This is a genomic window from Wenyingzhuangia aestuarii (assembly GCF_011927765.1).
In the GTDB taxonomy this organism is placed as follows: domain Bacteria; phylum Bacteroidota; class Bacteroidia; order Flavobacteriales; family Flavobacteriaceae; genus Wenyingzhuangia; species Wenyingzhuangia aestuarii.
In genome coordinates this window covers 85,711-105,617 of sequence record NZ_JAATJG010000015.1, presented here as the reverse complement: position 1 = coordinate 105,617, position 19,907 = coordinate 85,711, and the positions used below count along the sequence as shown (strand labels likewise).

18 protein-coding genes and 1 other RNA gene are annotated in these 19,907 nt (G+C 32.6%); 9 read left to right on the top strand and 10 right to left on the bottom strand.

What is annotated here, in order from left to right; all coding sequences use genetic code 11:
• The first annotated feature begins 566 nt into the window (after positions 1 to 566).
• On the top strand, positions 567 to 1,904 hold the full coding sequence (locus GGR97_RS13350; protein WP_317165754.1) for a glycoside hydrolase family 1 protein: 1,338 nt from the start codon (positions 567 to 569) through the stop codon (positions 1,902 to 1,904).
• Between the two features lie 54 nt (positions 1,905 to 1,958).
• Here the strand turns inward: GGR97_RS13350 and GGR97_RS13345 are convergent, their stop codons facing one another.
• The gene (locus GGR97_RS13345) at positions 1,959 to 2,927 is read right to left on the bottom strand and encodes a YihY/virulence factor BrkB family protein (RefSeq protein WP_209272387.1); all 969 of its coding nucleotides are present in this window, start codon (positions 2,925 to 2,927) and stop codon (positions 1,959 to 1,961) included.
• Positions 2,928 to 2,929: 2 nt separating this feature from the next.
• Positions 2,930 to 3,790, bottom strand: coding sequence for a carboxylating nicotinate-nucleotide diphosphorylase (gene nadC, locus GGR97_RS13340; RefSeq protein WP_167899026.1), 861 nt, complete (start codon positions 3,788 to 3,790; stop codon positions 2,930 to 2,932).
• Positions 3,791 to 3,956: 166 nt separating this feature from the next.
• On the opposite strand from nadC, the gene GGR97_RS13335 reads away from it, so the two are divergent.
• Genes GGR97_RS13335 through GGR97_RS13315 form a run of 5 tightly spaced genes read left to right on the top strand, consistent with a single transcriptional unit; the run spans position 3,957 to position 7,270 of the window.
• On the top strand, positions 3,957 to 4,337 hold the full coding sequence (locus GGR97_RS13335; RefSeq protein ID WP_167899025.1) for a SnoaL-like domain-containing protein: 381 nt from the start codon (positions 3,957 to 3,959) through the stop codon (positions 4,335 to 4,337).
• 44 nt (positions 4,338 to 4,381) lie between these two features.
• Positions 4,382 to 4,855 (top strand): 23S rRNA (pseudouridine(1915)-N(3))-methyltransferase RlmH, encoded by a 474-nt coding sequence (gene rlmH, locus GGR97_RS13330; protein ID WP_167899024.1) that lies wholly within the window; start codon positions 4,382 to 4,384, stop codon positions 4,853 to 4,855.
• Between the two features lie 39 nt (positions 4,856 to 4,894).
• Positions 4,895 to 5,467: a non-canonical purine NTP diphosphatase gene (locus tag GGR97_RS13325; protein ID WP_167899023.1), complete on the top strand. Its 573-nt coding sequence runs from the start codon at positions 4,895 to 4,897 to the stop codon at positions 5,465 to 5,467.
• Position 5,468: 1 nt separating this feature from the next.
• Positions 5,469 to 6,494, top strand: a complete 1,026-nt coding sequence (locus tag GGR97_RS13320; protein ID WP_167899022.1) for a FecCD family ABC transporter permease — start codon at positions 5,469 to 5,471, stop codon at positions 6,492 to 6,494.
• A complete protein-coding gene (locus GGR97_RS13315; RefSeq protein ID WP_167899021.1) occupies positions 6,494 to 7,270 on the top strand; it encodes an ABC transporter ATP-binding protein in 777 nt (258 codons plus the stop codon). The genes GGR97_RS13320 and GGR97_RS13315 overlap by 1 nt, the downstream gene beginning before the upstream one ends.
• A 79-nt stretch (positions 7,271 to 7,349) precedes the next feature.
• On the opposite strand, the gene GGR97_RS13310 is transcribed toward GGR97_RS13315, so the two are convergent.
• The 6 genes from GGR97_RS13310 to holA all read right to left on the bottom strand — a co-directional run bounded on the left by GGR97_RS13310 (position 7,350) and on the right by holA (position 16,301).
• Positions 7,350 to 9,620, bottom strand: a complete 2,271-nt coding sequence (locus GGR97_RS13310; RefSeq protein WP_167899020.1) for an aconitate hydratase — start codon at positions 9,618 to 9,620, stop codon at positions 7,350 to 7,352.
• A gap of 202 nt (positions 9,621 to 9,822) precedes the next feature.
• On the bottom strand, positions 9,823 to 12,600 hold the full coding sequence (locus tag GGR97_RS13305) for a bifunctional aconitate hydratase 2/2-methylisocitrate dehydratase (protein WP_167899019.1): 2,778 nt from the start codon (positions 12,598 to 12,600) through the stop codon (positions 9,823 to 9,825).
• A gap of 247 nt (positions 12,601 to 12,847) precedes the next feature.
• Positions 12,848 to 13,175: RNase P RNA component class A (gene rnpB / locus GGR97_RS13300), an RNA gene on the bottom strand.
• A gap of 184 nt (positions 13,176 to 13,359) precedes the next feature.
• Positions 13,360 to 14,490: a molecular chaperone DnaJ gene (gene dnaJ, locus GGR97_RS13295; protein ID WP_167899018.1), complete on the bottom strand. Its 1,131-nt coding sequence runs from the start codon at positions 14,488 to 14,490 to the stop codon at positions 13,360 to 13,362.
• A gap of 87 nt (positions 14,491 to 14,577) precedes the next feature.
• Entirely contained in the window at positions 14,578 to 15,144 is a 567-nt protein-coding gene (locus tag GGR97_RS13290; protein ID WP_167899017.1) for a nucleotide exchange factor GrpE, read from the bottom strand.
• 152 nt (positions 15,145 to 15,296) lie between these two features.
• Positions 15,297 to 16,301, bottom strand: coding sequence for a DNA polymerase III subunit delta (gene holA, locus GGR97_RS13285; protein ID WP_167899016.1), 1,005 nt, complete (start codon positions 16,299 to 16,301; stop codon positions 15,297 to 15,299).
• Positions 16,302 to 16,352: 51 nt separating this feature from the next.
• Between holA and GGR97_RS13280 the strand changes: the two genes are divergently transcribed.
• The 3 genes from GGR97_RS13280 to rluF are packed head-to-tail and all read left to right on the top strand — an operon-like array spanning position 16,353 to position 18,517.
• The gene (locus GGR97_RS13280) at positions 16,353 to 16,802 is read left to right on the top strand and encodes a type I restriction enzyme HsdR N-terminal domain-containing protein (RefSeq protein ID WP_209272385.1); all 450 of its coding nucleotides are present in this window, start codon (positions 16,353 to 16,355) and stop codon (positions 16,800 to 16,802) included.
• Complete coding sequence (locus GGR97_RS13275; protein ID WP_167899014.1) at positions 16,799 to 17,776, top strand: glycosyltransferase family 2 protein; 978 nt, start codon at positions 16,799 to 16,801, stop codon at positions 17,774 to 17,776. Before GGR97_RS13280 ends, GGR97_RS13275 begins: the two co-directional genes overlap by 4 nt.
• 12 nt (positions 17,777 to 17,788) lie before the next feature.
• Positions 17,789 to 18,517, top strand: coding sequence for a 23S rRNA pseudouridine(2604) synthase RluF (gene rluF, locus GGR97_RS13270; protein ID WP_167899013.1), 729 nt, complete (start codon positions 17,789 to 17,791; stop codon positions 18,515 to 18,517).
• A 39-nt stretch (positions 18,518 to 18,556) separates the two neighbouring features.
• Here the strand turns inward: rluF and GGR97_RS13265 are convergent, their stop codons facing one another.
• Together GGR97_RS13265 and GGR97_RS13260 are read right to left on the bottom strand one after the other, a co-directional pair.
• A complete protein-coding gene (locus GGR97_RS13265; protein ID WP_167899012.1) occupies positions 18,557 to 19,273 on the bottom strand; it encodes a hypothetical protein in 717 nt (238 codons plus the stop codon).
• A 5-nt stretch (positions 19,274 to 19,278) separates the two neighbouring features.
• The gene (locus GGR97_RS13260) at positions 19,279 to 19,899 is read right to left on the bottom strand and encodes an L-threonylcarbamoyladenylate synthase (RefSeq protein ID WP_167899011.1); all 621 of its coding nucleotides are present in this window, start codon (positions 19,897 to 19,899) and stop codon (positions 19,279 to 19,281) included.
• Positions 19,900 to 19,907: the final 8 nt, after the last annotated feature.

The following is a 19,907-nucleotide window of genomic DNA, read 5'->3' as shown; positions in this document are numbered from 1 at the left end:
AAACACTTAACTAATGCGCTAAGCGGATGCAAATATAAGAACTTTATTTCTTCTAAAACAAATAAATCTAAAATAAATTCTAAATCTTTTTTGCCTCTAATTTGTTAAACTAATAACCGAAATAAATCCCCTAAATGTATCTGAACTTTTTTGCTCCACTAACTAGTTACCTAGTTGCTGTTGCGGGTGCAAAGATACACAACCTTCACCCTTTTTCAACTATCTTTTTTAACCTTTTTTTTATCTTTTTTATCAACTTCTCTTAACTGCCTTGTTTTACGTAGGTTAAAAGTTAAATTTATGCTTTAAAAAATACTATTCCTTGTTATATACAAACGCGTTAGGGATGGAGAGGCTTGTTTGAGCTCTTTTCTATAAGCTCTAAAAGGACTTTAGAGCTTATAGAAAAAGCGAGTAACGACAGCCCGGCCTGCAAGGAAACGCTAGAAAAAATATTTTTACAGGTTATTTAACTATATAATAGGATAAAGAAAACATGATGTATACATATATAGTATAGTATAGCCTTCTTGAAGAAACCTCATGATAGATTGTTAAATATGAATATGACTAATGTAAAAGCTAAAAATTTCCCAAAAGACTTTAAGTGGGGAGTTACAATATCTGCTTATCAGAATGAGGGGAAATGGAATACTTACGGCAAAGGAAAATCTATTTGGGATACATTTACAAATGAACCAGGGTTTAAAAAAGGAAATGGCAATGTAGCTACTAATTTTTACCATCATTATAAAGAGGATATTAAAAGAGCTAAAGATTTAAATTTAGATGTATTTAGGTTCTCTATATCTTGGGCTAGAATTTTGCCAAAAGGAACGGGTAGCATTAATCCGAAAGGTGTTCGATTTTATCATGATGTTATTAATACTTGTATAGAATTAGATATTGAACCCTGGGTAACACTATATCATTGGGATTTACCACAGACATTAGAAAACAAAGGAGGATGGACAAATAGAAATATTATTGATTGGTTTAGTGAGTATGTTGAATTTTGTACGAAAGAATATGGTAACAAAGTAAAAAAATGGATTGTACTTAATGAACCTATGAGTTTTGTAGGTTTGGGTTATTTTATGGGGATGCATGCTCCTGGCAAAAAGGGTATTCTTAATTTTTTACCTGCAGCACATCACACCACACTTTGTCAAGCTATTGGCGGAAGAATTGTACGAAAAAACGTTGAAAATGCTTTTGTTGGAACTACGTTTTCTTGTTCGGTTGTAAAACCAGTAAACAGATTGGTAAAACATAAACGAGCCGCAGAGAGAATAGATGCTTTGCTAAATAGGTTTTTTATAGAACCGGCTTTAGGCTTAGGCTACCCTACCGACTCCATACCTGGACTAAAACAAATTGAAAACTACTTTAAAGAAGGAGACAAAGAATTAATGCAATTTGATTTTGATTTTATTGGGGTACAGTATTATTTTAAAATTGTTGCCAAACACAGTTTACTACCTCCTCTTTTATTTGCTACTGAAATTCCAGCGACAAAACGAAACGTAAAAACAAACAACATGGGAATGGAAATTTACCCTAAAGGATTGTTAAAAATGTTGGAAAAGTTTAGTGCCTATGAAAACGTAAAAGACATATATATAACCGAATCTGGAGTGTGTTTTGACGACAAACTGAAAGATGAAAAAATTAAAGACAAAAACCGTATTAAATATCTTAAAAAAACTTTTTACTACACATTAATGGCTCTTGAAAAAAACAGTAAAGTAAAAGGTTATTTTGCCTGGACATTGGTAGATAATTTTGAATGGGCAGAAGGTATTAGTGCTCGCTTTGGATTGTATTATACCGATTTTGTGACTCAGAAACGATTTATTAAAAAATCTGGACTTTGGTTACAAAAGTTTTTGAGCAAACGATAACAATGTAATTGCTTTGAAGATGTTTATTCTTAAAAAACAAGACTCTATATTGAATTACTTTTTTTCTTTATGCTGATTTCTTAACCTGGTAATACTCGCATTTAGTTCAAATCCCAACAAAAGGATAATTGCATTTAACCAAATAAACAACATTAAAACTAATAAGGTTCCAATAGATCCATACAGTTCGTTGTACTTAGAAAACTTTACTACATAAATTCCGAAACCATAAAAAGTTAGCAATGACAAAACTGACGTTAAAACAGATCCTGCTGAAAAAAATCGGGTTTGTCTTCCTTCTGATGTTCCAAAATAATACAACATAGAAACAGTACAAAAGATTAGAAACATAAACAATAAATAACGTAAACTACTTAGCCATATTAATTCTTCGGACACCCACCCTTTTGCCGTTAGAAAATCTAATCCAAATTCAAAAAAAATAGTGGCCGCCACCGTTACAATCAACATAAAAGACATGGTTAACGATGTTCCCAATGAGATTAAATATTGTTTTACTACGTTTCTTATTTTTTTAACATGTACAGAATATTCAAACGCTGCAAAAACAGCATTTACTCCGTTGGTCATTAAAAAAATGGATACCAAAAAACCAAAAGAAAGCAATCCTCCGTATTTGTTATTCGCAATATCTGATAAGACAGAATCTACAGCATTAAATGTTTCGGGTGGTAGTAACTCAGAAATTAACAACATAAAATTTTCCTGAAATCCATCTATGGGGATATAAGGAATTAGCGTTAACATAAAAAGCATAAAGGGAAACAAAGCCATAAAGAAACTATAGGAAATTCCTCCAGCTCTAGAAGTTAATGCTCCTTTTAATATACCAATAAAGTACATTTCTAAAAGATCATACAAACTCATTCCTTCTAAACCAGGTACAGGAATTTTTTTACCCGTTCTTACAAACCAATTTACTACTGGAACTTCTTTTAACTCTTCTTCTACCGAATCGTTTTTAGATATATCTTTCGTTTCTTGCACTTTATACTTTATCAAAATTAATCAACAGCTTTTAGGCTTAAATCTAAATTGTAAACAGAATGAGTTAACGCTCCAGATGAAATATATTGTACGCCACACTCTGCATATTTTCTAAGTGTTTCTTCATTAATTCCTCCAGAAGATTCTGTTCCCGCTTTATTACCTATTAAAGCTACGGCTTTTTTTGTGTCCTCGTAATTAAAATTATCTATTAAAATTCTATGAATTCCATCAAACTGAATAATTTCTTCAATTTCTTTTAAATCACGAGCTTCTACAATAATTTTTAAATCTTTATTATTTGCTTTTAAATACTCTTTTGTTTGCTGAATAGCTTGTGAAACTCCTCCTGCAAAATCTATATGATTATCTTTTAACATAATCATATCATACAAAGCAAAACGATGATTTTCTCCCCCTCCTATTTTAACAGCCCATTTTTCTATGGCTCTAATACCTGGTGTGGTTTTACGAGTATCTAATATTTTAGTACTAGTTCCTTTTAATAAAGTTACATAAGATGCCGTTTTGGTTGCAATAGCACTCATGCGTTGCATAGCGTTTAACACCAAACGCTCTGCTTTTAAAATAGACAACGAACTTCCTGTTACATACAAAACAATATCTCCGTGCTTAACCTTTTCACCATCGTTAATTAAAACTTCTACTTTTAAATTTGCATCTACATAAGCAAAAACTTTTAAAGCAAAATCTACTCCAGCAATTACACCTTCATCTTTTACCAATAACTTGGCTTTTCCTTGAGCTGTGTCTGGAATACATGCCAAAGAAGAATGATCACCATCTCCCACATCTTCTCTAATAGCATTCGAAATAATTAAATCAATTTCTTTATCAAACTGTTCTTGACTTATCATCTATTTTAATTTTAAGGCAAATATAAGCTTCTAGGATGAAAATAAAACTTGATTAGCCATCTAAATATTAGAACATAAAATGCGAAAAAACAGTTTTGAATACATTTTCTGTCAGTAGGAATAAAGAATAGTACTTATAATTTTATAAGAAAAAATTCAAAAATCTATGACTACTGAAGAAATTGCCGAAAGACTTGTTAGTTTATGCCGTAGAGGACAAAACGCTTTGGCACAAGTTGAGCTTTATGATGATGACATAGAGAGTATTGAATCTCAAAGTTCTAGATACCGAAAAACAAAAGGAATTAAAAAAGTACAACGCAAAACCGCTATGTTTTTTGAGTTGGCACAAAAAATTCATCATTACAGTATCTCCGATCCATTGGTTGTAGATAATTACATCTGTTTTAAAATGTCTATTGATGTTACTGTAAGGGGCTTAGGTAGAGTTCAGCTAGATGAACTTTGTGTATACCACGTAAAAGATGAAAAAATCATCAAAGAAGAATTTTATTACACACCTTCTTCCTTAGACCAAAGCACATAATCAATCGTTCTTAGTACCTTTGTGTTTTATTGAAAATAGAACACATGAAAATTCGTCTTTTAGCAATTGGTAAAACTGATGACAAAAATTTGCTTCAGTTAATTGAAAACTATCAAAACAGACTAAAACATTATATTAAGTTTGAACTGGATATTATTCCAGACATTAAGAATGTTAAAAACCTTTCTGAGAGTCAACAAAAAGAAAAAGAAGGAGAATTAATTCTAAAAAAACTACAACCTACTGATGTACTTATCCTTTTAGATGAAAAAGGAAAAGACTTTAGATCTGTGGGATTTGCTGATTATTTACAAAAAAAGATGAATGCCGGTATTAAAGAACTGGTATTTGTAATTGGAGGTCCTTATGGTTTTTCTGACACAGTATACAAAGCTGCCAAAGGAAAAATTTCTTTATCTAAAATGACTTTCTCTCACCAAATGATTCGTTTATTTATGGTAGAACAAATCTATAGAGGATTTACCATTCTTAAAAACGAACCTTATCATCACGAATAAACATAATTATTCCCTAGTTTTATCCTTAAAAAACCAATTATGAAAATAGTTTTTGCCACTCATAATCCCAACAAATTAAAAGAAGTTGCTGCCTTATTACCTAATATTGATCTTTTGTCTTTAACAGACATTGGTTGCACAGAAGAAATTCCTGAAACAGCTGATACTTTAGAAGGAAATGCCCAAATAAAAGCCAATCATGTTACCGAAAAATACGGATATCCTTGTTTTGCAGATGATACTGGTTTATTAGTAACTGCTTTAAACGGAGAACCTGGAGTATATTCTGCTAGATATGCAGGTGAAGATGGAAATGCAGAAAAAAACATGGATTTACTTTTAACAAATCTTAAAGGGAAATCTGACAGAAGTGCTTATTTTAAAACCATTATTTGCTTGAACCTAAACAATCAGCAACATTTATTTGAAGGTGTGTGTGACGGAGAAATCTTAAAAGAAAGACAAGGCTTAGAAGGTTTTGGATACGACCCTATTTTTAAACCCAAAGGATTTGATAGTTCTTTTGCAGAAATGAGTTTGGCTGCCAAAGGAAAAATTAGTCACAGAGGTTTGGCAGTTCAGAAACTAATTGAATTTTTACAAAAAATATAACGTGCATTCAACGCAAAAAAAATATTATTCTTCTTTTAGCTTTTTAGCACTGTTATTAATAACTCTTGTATTTATTAATATTAGCACAGGTAGTTTGTCTATTCCTTTTAAAGAAATTTGGAATGCTTTATTCCAGTCTTCTAAAGTTGATGAAAGCTATCAATACATTATTACCAATTACAGATTGCCCAAAAGTATTACAAGTATTTTAACAGGAATTGGTTTAGGAATTAGTGGTTTGTTAATGCAAACCTATTTTAGAAATCCTTTGGCCGGACCTTTTGTATTAGGAATTAGTTCGGGTGCTAGTCTTGGTGTAGCTTTGTTAATTATGGGAGGAAGTTTTTTAGGAATCTTACCTTATATGAATGGCTTGTCTATTCCTATAGCATCTAGTCTTGGAGCTTTTTTAGTGTTAAGCGTTGTAATGATTACTGCCCGAAATATAAGAAACACCATGTCTATTTTAATTATTGGGTTGATGTTTGGTAGTTTTACTTCGGCAATTATTAGCATTCTGTCTTACTTTAGTTCTGCTTCGGAATTACAACAATATATTTTTTGGAGTTTTGGAAGTTTAAGCAACTTACAGTGGAATGAGATTTACTTACTCTGTTCTTTAATCTTTATAAGTTGTCTAAGCTTATTAACTATAATAAAGCCTTTAGATGCTTTACTATTGGGAGAAAACTATGCAAAAAGCTTAGGGATTTCTTTAAAAAAAACACAAAACACAGTTTTTATTATTACTAGTTTGTTAACAGGAAGCATTACCGCTTTTGTAGGACCTATTGCTTTTATAGGTTTAGCAATTCCACACATTACCAAATTAGTCTTTAAAACATCTAATCACAAAACCTTATTACCTGCTGTAGCTATTATTGGTGCCATTGTAATGTTAATTTGTGACACTTTATCTCATATTTCTTTAGGAAACAAAAACTTACCTATCAACGCAATTACTTCTTTATTTGGTGCACCTGTAGTTATCTGGTTGTTGGTTTCTAAATCTAAAAAAACAGCCTAATGAATACTACTGTTTTAAGTGTAGAAAATCTATCAATAGGATATCAATCTTCCAAAAAGCAACATGTCATCTGTAAGGACATTCATTTTGATCTTTACAAAGGAGAGTTAATTTGTCTACTAGGAAGAAATGGTTCTGGAAAATCAACCCTTTTAAAAACAATAGGAAACATGCTTCCTGCTTTACAAGGAACTATCAAAATTAACAATATTGATTACTCTAAATTAAGTTCACTAGACTTTGCTAAAAATATAGCGGTAGTACTTACAGAAAGTTTACCCGAAAATTCTTTATCCGTTTTTGAAACCATTGCCCTAGGTAGACAACCTTATACTAATTGGTTAGGAAAAATTACAGAAAAAGACGAGCAAATTGTTTTAAATGCTATGGGGTTAACAGATACGATTGACTTAAAAAATCGTTTAGTCAATCAATTGAGTGATGGACAATTGCAACGAGTTATGATTGCAAGAGCTTTGGCACAGGACACCCCCATTATTTTGTTAGATGAACCTACCTCCCATTTAGACATTCATCATAAAATAAATATTTTTAAGATTTTAGGAAAGATTAGTCAAGAAACACAGAAAACTATTTTAATTTCTACACACGAAATTAACTTAGCCTTAAAAAATGCACATCGTCTTTTAATTATTAACAACGCTACTTTTGAAATAGGAAAAGCCATAGAAGATAATATTCAGAAAAACTTAGCTTGTGTATTTAATTCTGATGATATTACTTATGATACAAATAGTAATCAATTTTTGTTTTAAGAAACTAGAAATATATAATTCAAAAAAATCCCTTAAGAATTTCTTAAGGGATTTTTTATGTAATTAAAATTTCTTAAAATTAAGCCGCATTTTCTTTTTTAATTAAGTTCAATGCAGAACCTTCTTTATACCAAGCAATTTGACTTGCATTATAAGTGTGATTTAACTTAATACTATCTACAGATCCATCTGTATGCTTAATATCTAACGTTAATGGTTTTCCCGGAGTAAAATCAGCTAAATCAGTAAAAGTGAATACATCATCTTCTTGAATTAATTCATAATCTGCTTCGTTAGCAAACGTTAATCCTAACATTCCTTGTTTTTTCAAGTTTGTTTCGTGAATACGTGCAAAAGATTTTACTATTACAGCTGCAACTCCTAAGTGACGAGGCTCCATAGCAGCATGCTCTCTAGAAGAACCTTCTCCGTAATTATGATCACCAATAACAATAGAAGGAACACCCGCAGCTTTGTAGGCTCTTGCAGTAGCAGGCACAGGACCATACTCACCCGTTAATTGATTCTTAACGGTATCTGTTTTTTGGTTGAATGCATTTACAGCACCAATTAAACAGTTATTAGAAATATTATCTAAATGCCCACGGAAACGCAACCAAGGTCCAGCCATAGAAATATGGTCAGTTGTACACTTTCCAAACGCTTTGATTAATAATTTAGCCTCTTTAATATCAGAACCTAAGGGCTGAAAAGGCTCTAACAATTGTAATCTTTCAGATTCAGAAGAAACGGATATCTCAATACCTGATCCATCTGCTACCGGAGCTTGAAATCCTGCATCTTCTACAGCAAATCCTTTTGTTGGTAATTCATCTCCTGTTGGTTCATCAAACATAACCTCTTCTCCTTTATCATTTAATAAAGTATCCTTTGTAGGATCAAAATCTAAACGACCTGAAATGGCAATAGCTGCCACCAATTCTGGAGAAGTTACAAATGCATGTGTATTTGGGTTTCCATCAGCACGTTTGGCAAAATTTCTGTTAAACGAGTGAACAATAGAATTTTTAGGTGCATTTTTAGGATCGGAATAACGAGCCCACTGACCAATACAAGGACCACAAGCATTGGTAAATATAGTTGCTCCTAACTTTTCAAAAGTTTCTAATAATCCATCTCTAGCCGCTGTATAACGCACTTGCTCAGAACCTGGATTAATTCCAAACTCAGCTTTTACTTTAATTCCTTTGTCAACTGCTTGTTGTGCAATAGATGCAGCTCTAGACAAATCTTCGTAAGAAGAATTGGTACAAGAACCTATCAATCCCCATTCTACATCTAATGGCCACCCTTCTGCTTCGGCTTTTGCTCTTACGTCTGCACCTGCTTCAGAAGCTAAATCTGGTGAAAAAGGTCCGTTGATGTGTGGTTTTAATTCATCTAAATTGATTTCAATAACTTGATCAAAATATTTTTCTGGATTTGCATATACTTCATCATCTCCTGTTAAATAAGAAGCAACCTTATTTGCTGCATCTGCAACATCAGCTCTATCGGTAGCTCGTAAGTAACGATCCATAGAATCATCGTATCCAAAAGTAGATGTGGTCGCTCCAATTTCGGCACCCATATTACAAATAGTTCCTTTTCCTGTTGCTGATAAGTTTTTAGCACCTTCTCCAAAATATTCTACAATAGCACCTGTTCCACCTTTTACCGTTAAAATACCTGCTACTTTTAAAATCACATCTTTAGATGCTGTCCATCCAGATAATTTACCTGTTAATTTTACACCTATTAATTTTGGGAATTTTAGCTCCCAAGCCATCCCTGCCATTACATCTACAGCATCGGCACCTCCAACTCCAATAGCTACCATTCCTAACCCTCCTGCATTTACAGTGTGAGAATCGGTACCAATCATCATTCCTCCTGGAAACGCATAATTTTCTAAAACTACTTGGTGAATAATACCGGCTCCTGGTTTCCAAAATCCGATTCCATATTTATTAGATACAGAAGACAAAAAGTCAAACACCTCTGCACTAGTTTTATTTGCAAATTGCAAATCTTTAGCAGCTCCTTCTTTTGCCTGAATCAAGTGATCACAGTGTACTGTTGTTGGAACAGCTACTTTATTTTTACCTGCTTGCATAAATTGCAACAATGCCATTTGTGCAGTTGCATCTTGACACGCAATTCTATCGGGTGCAAAATCTACATAATCTACTCCTCTTTTAAATGCCGTAGTAGCATTTCCCTCCCAAAGATGGTTGTACAAAATTTTCTCTGCTAATGTTAACGGTTTTCCTACAATGTCTCTTGCAGTGTCTACTCGTTCGGTCATACGAGCATAAACCTCTTTAATCATCTCTATATCAAATGCCATAAGATTTATTTTTTTATTGTTTGCTTTCCTAGTAAATATACAAAATATAGACTGCTTATTAAAAATGATTTTCTCACCTTAAATTGTTTAAAATCAACAAAAAGACCGTAATTATTTAGTAAGAAATTTCTCAAACATGATAACAAAAAAAAGCCCGAGTCTCAGACTCGGGCTTTAAAATATATAACTAAGAAATAGATACTTATTTAATCAACTGCTTTAAAGAAGGGGTAAATTTAGTTAAAACAATACCTTCTACCGCAGCTTCGTATTCTGCCATTGTAGGGGTTCTACCTAAAACCGTAGACAATACAACTACCGGAGTAGATGATAATAATGATTCTCCTTTTTTCTCACCTGAATCTTTTACAACTCTACCTTGGAATAAACGAGTAGAAGTAGCCATTACCGTATCTCCTGGTTCTGCTTTTTCTTGGTTACCCATACATAAGTTACATCCTGGACGTTCTAAATACAACATGTTTTCGTATTTAGTACGAGCTGCTGCCTTAGGATCGTTATCATCAAACTCAAAACCTGAGTATTTTGTTAACACATCCCAATCACCTTCTGCCTTTAACTCATCTACAATATTATAAGTAGGAGGAGCTACCACTAATGGTGCTTTGAATTCAACTTTTCCATTTTGAGCTTCGATGTTTTTTAACATTTGAGCTAAAATTTTCATATCTCCTTTGTGAACCATACAAGAACCAATAAACCCTAAGTCTACAGTTTTTGTTCCACCATAGTAAGATAATGGTCTAATAGTATCGTGAGTATAACGTTTAGAAACATCATCATTATTTACATCTGGATCGGCAATCATTGGTTCTGCAACCTCATCTAAATCAATCACAACTTCTGCGTGATATTTAGCGTTTGCATCAGGTCTTAAAGCTGGTTTTTTTCCAGATTTAATTTCAGTAATTCTCTTATCTGCTTTTTCAATTAATCCTTGTAAAACATTTAAGTGATTGTCCATTCCTTTGTCAATCATAATTTGGATTCTACCTTTTGCAATCTCTAAAGATTCAATTAAAGTAGCATCCTCAGAAATACAGATCGAAGCTTTTGCTTTCATTTCTGCAGTCCAATCTGTAAATGTAAATGCTTGATCGGCAGTTAATGTTCCTAAGTGAACCTCTATGATTCTACCTTGGAATACGTTTTCTCCACCAAATTGCTTTAACATTTGTTGTTGTGTAGCATGTACAACATCACGGAAATCCATAAAAGATTTCATTTGTCCTTTAAAAGTAACTTTTACAGACTGAGGAATTGGCATTGTAGCCTCTCCTGTAGCCAATGCCAAAGCAACGGTTCCAGAATCTGCTCCAAAAGCAACACCTTTAGACATACGTGTGTGAGAATCTCCACCAATAATAATATCCCAATCACTTACAGTTAAATCATTTAATACCTTGTGAATAACATCTGTCATTGCAGGATATTCCCCTTTAGGATCACGAGCTGTAATTAATCCGAAGTCATTCATAAACTTCATCAATCTTGGAATGTTAGCTTTAGACTTATCATCCCAAACAGAAGCTGTATGACATCCTGATTGGTAACCTCCATCAACAATTGGAGAAATTACTTTTGCAGCCATGGCTTCTAATTCTTGAGAAGTCATTAAACCTGTAGTATCTTGAGAACCTACAATGTTTACTTCTACACGAACATCAGAACCTGCATGTAAAGTTTTCCCTGGAGTATTACCTACTGCGTTTTTATTGAATATTTTTTCTACTGCTGTTAATCCTTGTCCTTCTACAGAAATTTCTTTAGATGGAGCATAAACAAGAGGTACATCAATCCCTAAAGTTTTTGCAGCAAATGTTTGAATTTTTTTACCAAATACGATTGCATATGAACCTCCAGCTTTAATAAACTCAACTTTTTGAGGAGTTAAAGCGGCTGAAATATCCATGACAGCTTCACCGTCTTTGTATAATTTCTTTTCTTTAGTATTGATTGTTAAAACAGTACCTGTAGCAACTGAATATTTTTCTTCTAAAACAGGTTCTCCATCTGCATCACGAACTGTGTTTCCTTCTGCATCAGTTTTCTTTACCCAGTTTTTAAGATCAATTCCAATACCTCCTGTAACACCTACAGTGGTTAAGAAAATTGGAGAAATACCATTGGTTCCAGCAATTACCGGAGCAATATTAATAAACGGAACATAAGGGCTTGCTTGAATCCCTGTCCATAATGCCACATTGTTTACACCTGACATTCTAGAAGATCCAACTCCCATAGTTCCTTTTTCTGCTACTAACATTACACGCTTATCTGGGTGTTGTTCTTTTAAAGCAGAAAGTTCTTTTTGCATGTCTTTGTTGTGCTCAAAAATACATTGACCGTGTAATTCACGATCTGATCTTGAGTGAGCATCAGCACCTGGTGACAATAAATCTGTAGAAATATCTCCTACACCAGCAATGTAAGTAACAATTTCTATTTCTTCTTCTACCTCTGGTAACTTTGTAAAGAATTCAGCTTGTGCATAACTCTCTAAAAGTTCTTTAGCAATTTCGTTTCCACCTTTAAAAGCTTCCGCTAAACGGTTTGTATCAGCATCGTAAAGATATACTTGTGTTTTAAGAACCTTAGCAGCTTCTTTAGCTACAGAAATATCGTTTCCTAAAGCAAGATCTAACAATACCTCAATAGAAGGTCCACCTTTCATATGTGATAATAATTCAAAAGCAAAAGCAGGAGTAATTTCTTTTACTACCGATTTACCAAGAATAATATCTTTTAAGAATTGTGCTTTTACACCTGCTGCACTTGTAGTACCAGGTATAACATTGTAAATAAAGAAATTAAGAGAATCTTCTCTATACTCGTTATCTAAATCTTTAATTTGCTCAATAATTTGGCTTAATAATTCAGCACTTTCAATTGGCAACGGGTTTAATCCCTGATCTTTTCGTCCTTCGATTTCCTTGATGTAATCGTTATAAATATTCATACGATTTATTATAGTTTATTTAATTGTTCTATTTTGGTTGGGCAATATACAAAATAACAATACCATATTAAAAACAGTATTCACTTGTTTTAACCAAACGATTGATTTTTAACAAATTCTCGAATTCTTATATATTTTACCACACAAAACCATATGGAAGTGGGGTTTAAAACGTAAATTCTAAATATTATAAAACTTTAAGAGGTGTTTTTGTTGAATTTTTCACAACAAAAAAGAGTGAAATTAAAAAAAAAGTAGGCCGATAAGCCGAGTTCTGTACCTTAAACAAGTTTAAGGTTCTTATCATTTATCTAGAATTGCTGTTGCCAACAATCTCTATCTGTCTACCCCTTGGAATTGAGCGAACGACTCTTACCTATAAATAGGGCTCCAATATACATGACATTGCACCGCATAGAGTTTACCTGGTTTCACTACAGCCGAACTGTACTTGCTTTCTGTTGCACTTGTCCTCTCCTAAAATAAATTAAGATGACGGATGTTATCCGCTATGCTGTTCTATGGTGATCGGACTTTCCTCTCCGTTTACACGCAGCGATAAGATGGCCTACTTTTTAATGAACTTTTAATCTTTAAAATAAAAAACCCACCTAGTAAACCAGGTGGGAAAAATTGCTATGAAAAAGAAAAAGTGTGTTATAAATAACACAACGGTTCAAAGATATATAGTTTGTTTGTTATGACAAAATAAAAAATCTTTTTTTTTCATTTATTCTTCATTTCTTAACATTTGTAATGTTAAGAAAACATATCTTTAACCTTTTCAAAAAATGATTTATCTGATTTTGTTGGGTTTGGCTTAAAGTTATCGTCCTCTAAATTAGACTGAAAGAACTTAACTTGATCTTTATTTAACTCTTGTGGAGTCCAAATATTAACATGTACCATTAAATCACCAGATCCATATCTTTCTATACTAGGTAATCCTTTTCCTTTTAATCTTAATATTTTACCAGACTGTGTACCTGCTTCAATTTTAATTTTAACTTTTCCAGAAACGGTTTCTATTTCTTTACTTACTCCTAAAACTGCTTCTGGGAAGCTTACATATAGGTCGTAATGTAAATTAACACCTTCTCTTTTTAATGTTTCGTGAGGAATTTCCTCTATCAACACTAACAAATCACCAGCTACAGAATTATTTCCTGGAGCTTCGTTTCCTTTTCCTGAAACTTTTAACTGTACTCCATCTGTAACTCCAGCAGGAATATTAATAGTTACTGTTTCTTCTTCTACCACCAATCCTTGTGCATCTGCTCCAGATGGTTTGTTTTTAAGAGATTCTCCTGCACCTCCACACGTATTACAAGTAGCTGCTGTTTGCATTCTACCTAAAATAGTATTCGTTACTTGCATTACTTGTCCTGCCCCATTACAAGTTGTACAAGTAGAGTAGGTAACTCCTTTGGCTTGCTTTTTTCTACGAACTTTGATTTTTTTATCAACTCCGTTGGCAATTTCTTCTAAGGTTAGTTTTACACGTATACGCATGTTGGTACCCTTTACCATAGCTCTACGTCCACCACCACGTTGTCCGCCACCAAAACCTCCAAAGCCTCCGCCTCCAAAGATGTCTCCAAACTGGCTAAAGATATCATCCATATCCATACCACCAAATCCGCCTCTACCACCACCTTGACCTCCTTCAAAGGCTTGGTGTCCGTATTGATCGTATCTAGCTTTTTTGTTCTCATCACTAAGAACTTCGTATGCTTCTGCAGCTAGTTTAAATTTTTCTTCAGCTTCTTTATCTCCTGGATTTTTATCTGGGTGATATTTTACTGCCATTTTACGATATCCTTTCTTAATCTCTGCAGCGGTTGCTCCTTTAGAGATACCTAATACTTCGTAAAAATCTTGTTTTGCCATATTTTCTCAATTAAAAATTAGCAATGAACAACTAACTCTAAATAGCTAATTGTTCATTGTTAATTGAACATTGTTAATTATTCTTGTTTATGATTGACCGATAACTACTTTAGGGAAACGAATAATAGTATCTCCTAATTTGTATCCTTTCTCAATCACATCAATTACTTTTCCTTTTAAGTCTTCTGTTGGAGCTGGTATTTGTGTAATTGCTTCTTGTGTATCTGCATCAAAAGCATCACCTTGGTTTACTTCTACCAACGTTAATCCTTTTTGCTCTAAAGTTTTTACCAACTTGTCTTGAATTAAAGCAACTCCTTTAATCAATTCTTCATCTTCACTTTTGGCAATTTCTACCATTCCTCTGTCAAAATCGTCTACAACAGGTAATAATGACACGATAATATCTTTACCAGCAGTTTTAAACAACTCCATACGTTCTTTAGAAGTACGTTTTTTGTAGTTCTCAAACTCTGCAAATAAACGCAAATACTTATCCTTTTCTGCTTGAATTAATGCATCTGCAGATGGCTCTTCCTTTACCTCTTCTTTTGCTTCGTTTTCAGCTGTTTCAACAGTCTCTTCTACTTGCTCAGCAGTTACTTGTTCTTCTACTGCCTTTTCTTCTTGTTGAATATCTTCTTTCTTACTCATGGTAACTAATTATCAATAATGTTTGTACTTGCTATGGCAAAAGATTTGCCAATTGTATAAAAATGTCAAATTGACATCTTTTTTAAGCGTTGCAAAAGTACAACTTTATTTAAATATTAGAATAGTGAGCAAGGTTGATAACAAATCTGTTTTTAATGTAGAATTTTAAAGAGCAATTCCTTTAACAAATCTCCATCAGAAATGTGTGCTGCTCCTACCCCTTTGCTTTTTACATCGGCTTCTCGTAACAAAGCTATTACCTGAGAAACTTTACGCATTGGATAGTTTTTAGCAGCAATAACATAATCATCTACAAAGTAAGGATTGACACGCAATGCTCTAGCAACACTTCCTTTTGATTTGTCTTTTAAACCATGATACATTAACAGCTGCGTAAAATACCCGTTAATTAATGAAATAGTCATAACCAATGGATTGTTCTTTGGGTTTTCAGAAAAATAGTTGATGATTTGATTACACTTTAAAATTTCTTTTTTCCCAATAGCTTTTCGCAATTCAAAAACATTGTAATCTTTACTAATTCCAATATTTTCTTCTATATGTTTGGGTGTAATGATGCTTTGCTGTGGTAAAATTAACATCAACTTATCTAATTCATTGCTAATTTTACTCAAATTAGTTCCTAAAAACTCTACCAACATTTGAGATGCTTTAGGTTCTATCTGGTATTTTTTTCCTTTTAAAACTCCAGCAATCCAATCTCCAACCTGATTATCGTATAATTTTTTAGATTCTAAAACTACTCCTGTTTTAGTAATAGTTTTAATTAACTTTTTACGCTTGTCTAAACTTTTGTACTTGTAACAAAGCACCAAAACAGTACTTTCTAAAGGATTTTCTGCATAGGTTGCTAAATTCTCTATAGTACGAGATAAGTCTTGAGCTTCTTTAACAATTACAACCGTTTTTTCGGACATCATAGGATACTGTTTTGCTTGACCAACAATATCATCAATGGTTACATCTCTTCCGTAAACAATGGTTTGATTGAATCCTTTTTCGTCTTCTGTTAAAATAGTATCTTCTATATAATCAGCTATTTTATCAATATAATATGGCTCTTCCCCCATTAAAAAATAAATAGGTTTTATATTTCCATTTTTTATATCGGTAACCAACTGTTTTACTTCTACCATTTTTACTGTAATTGTGTCTAAATTGCTAGGAAAGTTTGTTTATTTTTGAGCATGCAAAAATTAAATCTTCCAGATGTTGAATTAAAAATCAAAAGTAAAGAAAATAAGCTGTTTATTTTTGACCCTTTTAGAAAAAAAGACATTCTGTTAACCCCAGAAGAATGGGTAAGACAACACTTTGCTAACTATTTGGTATATCACAAAAATTACCCAGCCTCTTTAACGGTTTTAGAGAGAGAACTCCTTTTAAACAACACTAAAAAAAGAACAGATATTGTAATTTACAATACTTTAGGAACTCCCGAAATTATTGTAGAATGCAAGGCTATGGATGTTAAAATTACCCAAAAGACCTTTGATCAGATTGCGAGGTATAATTTAAAATTAAATGCTACCTATTTAATTGTCACAAACGGATTAGAGCATTACTTTTGTCAAATGGATTTTGAAAAGCAACAATATGTATTTTTAAAAGACATCCCTAATTACAACCATTCATGAAGATTGCCATTGTTATTTTAAACTGGAACGGAAAAGAACTGCTAGAACAATTTTTACCCTCTGTAGTTGCTTATAGTTCTGAAGCTAAAATTTATGTTGCAGATAATGCTTCTAGCGATACTTCGGTGGCTTATGTTCAAGAAAAATTTCCTGAAGTTACTATTCTTAAAAATCCTAAAAACGAAGGTTATGCCAAAGGCTACAATCTTGCTTTACAACAAGTAGATGCTGATGTGATAGGATTGTTAAATTCAGATATTGAAGTAACTCCTAATTGGTTAAATCCTATTATTTCTTACTACCAGAACAACAAAAACGCTAGTATTGTTCAACCTAAAATACTAGACTACAAAAACAAAAACTTATTTGAATACGCAGGAGCTGGTGGTGGTTATATAGATAAGTATGGTTATGCTTATTGCCGAGGAAGGATTTTTGATAGTATTGAAGAAGATAGAAATCAATACCGTTCTGCATCTGTTTTTTGGGCAACGGGAGCGTGTTTGTTTATTAAAAACAAAGATTTTAAACTTCTAAATGGATTTGATGAAGATTTTTTTGCGCATTACGAAGAAATAGATTTGTGTTGGAGAGCGCAAAACAAAGGTTTAAAAATTCATTATGTTGCCTTTAGTACCGTGTATCATGTTGGTGGAGCAACTTTAAAAAACTCCAATCCTTATAAAACTTATTTAAACTTTAGAAACTCATTATTTACCTTAGTTAAAAACCTACCAAGCAATAAATTGTTTTCTGTTATTTTTGTGCGAATGCTATTAGATGGGGTTGCTGGAGTTCAGTTTTTACTTAAAGGTAAACCAAAACATCTTTGGAGTATTTTAAAAGCTCATGGTTCTTTTTACCTAAACCTTTTTAAAATGTATCAAAAAAGAGATGCACATCAAAAAACAAATTATTACACAAAAAAAAGTATTGTTTGGAGTTATTTTATAAACAAAGAACACACTGTATAAAACCTTAAATATATGTCTAACGAATTAAAAAGAATTAATAAATATTTAAGCGAAATTGGTTATTGCTCTCGTAGAGGTGCCGATAAATTAATTGACGAAGGTAGAGTAACCATTAATGGTAAAGTTCCAGAAATGGGTACTAAAATTTCGGATAAAGACGAAGTACGTGTAGATGGTACATTAGTTACAACTCCTACCGAAGATCATATTTACATTGCTTTTAACAAACCTGTTGGAATTGTTTGTACTACAGATCAAGAGCGAGAAAAAAACAACATCATCGATTATATTAAACATCCAAAAAGAATTTTTCCTATTGGTAGATTAGACAAACCAAGTGAAGGATTGATTTTTTTAACAAGTGATGGAGATATTGTCAATAAAATTTTAAGAGCCAACAACAATCATCAGAAAGAATATTTGGTGAGAGTTAGAAAACCTATTACTCAAGAATTTTTAACTAAAATGGCAAACGGAGTTCCAATTTTAGGAACCGTTACCAAAAAATGCAAATTAGAACAAGTAAATACTTATGAGTTTAAAATTACTTTAACACAAGGTTTAAATAGACAAATTCGTAGAATGTGTGAATACCTTGATTACGATGTTACTTACCTAAAGCGTATTAGAATTATGAATATTTATTTAGATATGCCTGTAGGACAATGGAGAGATTTAACCAAAGAAGAATTAAAAGAGTTAAATAAATTAACTTCCGATTCTAAAAAACATTTTGAATAAAAAAAAAGCAGCTCTTAAAGAGCTGCTTTTTTTATGAATTTATAGAACTGTTGCTTTCCTAGTACGCTTTCTAAGTTTTAACAACCTATCGGCATAATACTCTTGTAACTCTGTTAAATACTCTTTAGGATTTGAATAACTAGTTAAAACCACATAGGTGTATCGTTCTTGTAGCTGACCTAATTCCTCTTGTAAACGCTGTTTTTGCTCTTGCAAGCTTATTACGGTAGCTACCTGAACCGCTGAAGAAATTGTGATTTTTGATAAATCTTTTTGTGAAGTAATTTCTGCGTGAATTTGTTCCAACTCTGCTAAACTACCTTCTTTATAAATCTGAATTAATTGGGTTGTAATTTCTGTAGCCAACAATTCCTCTTCCTGATTTTTAGAAAATCGATCTGGATGTACATACAGCATAGCTTGTCTGTACAAACTTTTTTTACTTTGATGGATTTGCTTTTCTTCTACCGTTAAAGCCTTAGAAACAGATGGTAAAACACTAGGCTCTTTATAATTTTTTCCTTTCTTTTTTTGAGAAAGTCTTTTCTCCTTTTTTGCTTTCTGAATCTTTTTATAAAGAACTGTTAGCTCTTGAACCTCTATAATATTATCTTCAAGTTCAGACCTAAGAAAGTCTTCAAATTCATCAATTTCCAATTGGGTTTGATGAATTTGTTTTTTTAGTTGATTGATTTCTATTTGAAGACTGTGAAATAGAAAATCCTCTTCTACACTTAATTGATTTTTAGTAGACACAATATTTATAGAATATCTAAACTTCCTTTTCCTTCACGTATAACTTCAGGAGCTCCATCACTTAAATCAATAACAGTAGAAGCTACATTGTCTCCATAACCACCATCAATAACTAAGTCTACAATATCATCCCACTTTTCGTAAATCAATTCAGGATCTGTTGTGTATTCAATCACCTCATCGTCATCATGAATAGAAGTAGATACAATAGGATTTCCTAACATGGCAACAATATCTCTTGTAATATTGTTGTCTGGAATTCTAATTCCTACCGTTTTCCTTTTTTTAAAACCTTTAGGTAAGTTGTTAATGGCAGGCAACACAAAAGTGTAAGGTCCTGGCAAAGCTCTTTTTAAGATTTTAAACGTACTGTTATCAATAGATTTTACGTAATCAGATAGGTGACTTAAATCGTTACACACAAAAGAAAAGGTGTTTTTTTCTAATTTAATCCCCTTTATTTTAGCCACTCTTTCCATGGCTTTGGTATTGGTAATATCGCAACCTAAAGCGTACACTGTATCCGATGGATAGATAATGACTCCTCCATTTCTTAACACCTCAACAACTTTTAAGATTTCTCTTTCGTTGGGGTTATCCGGATAAATTTTAATAAATTTTGCCATAATCAGGT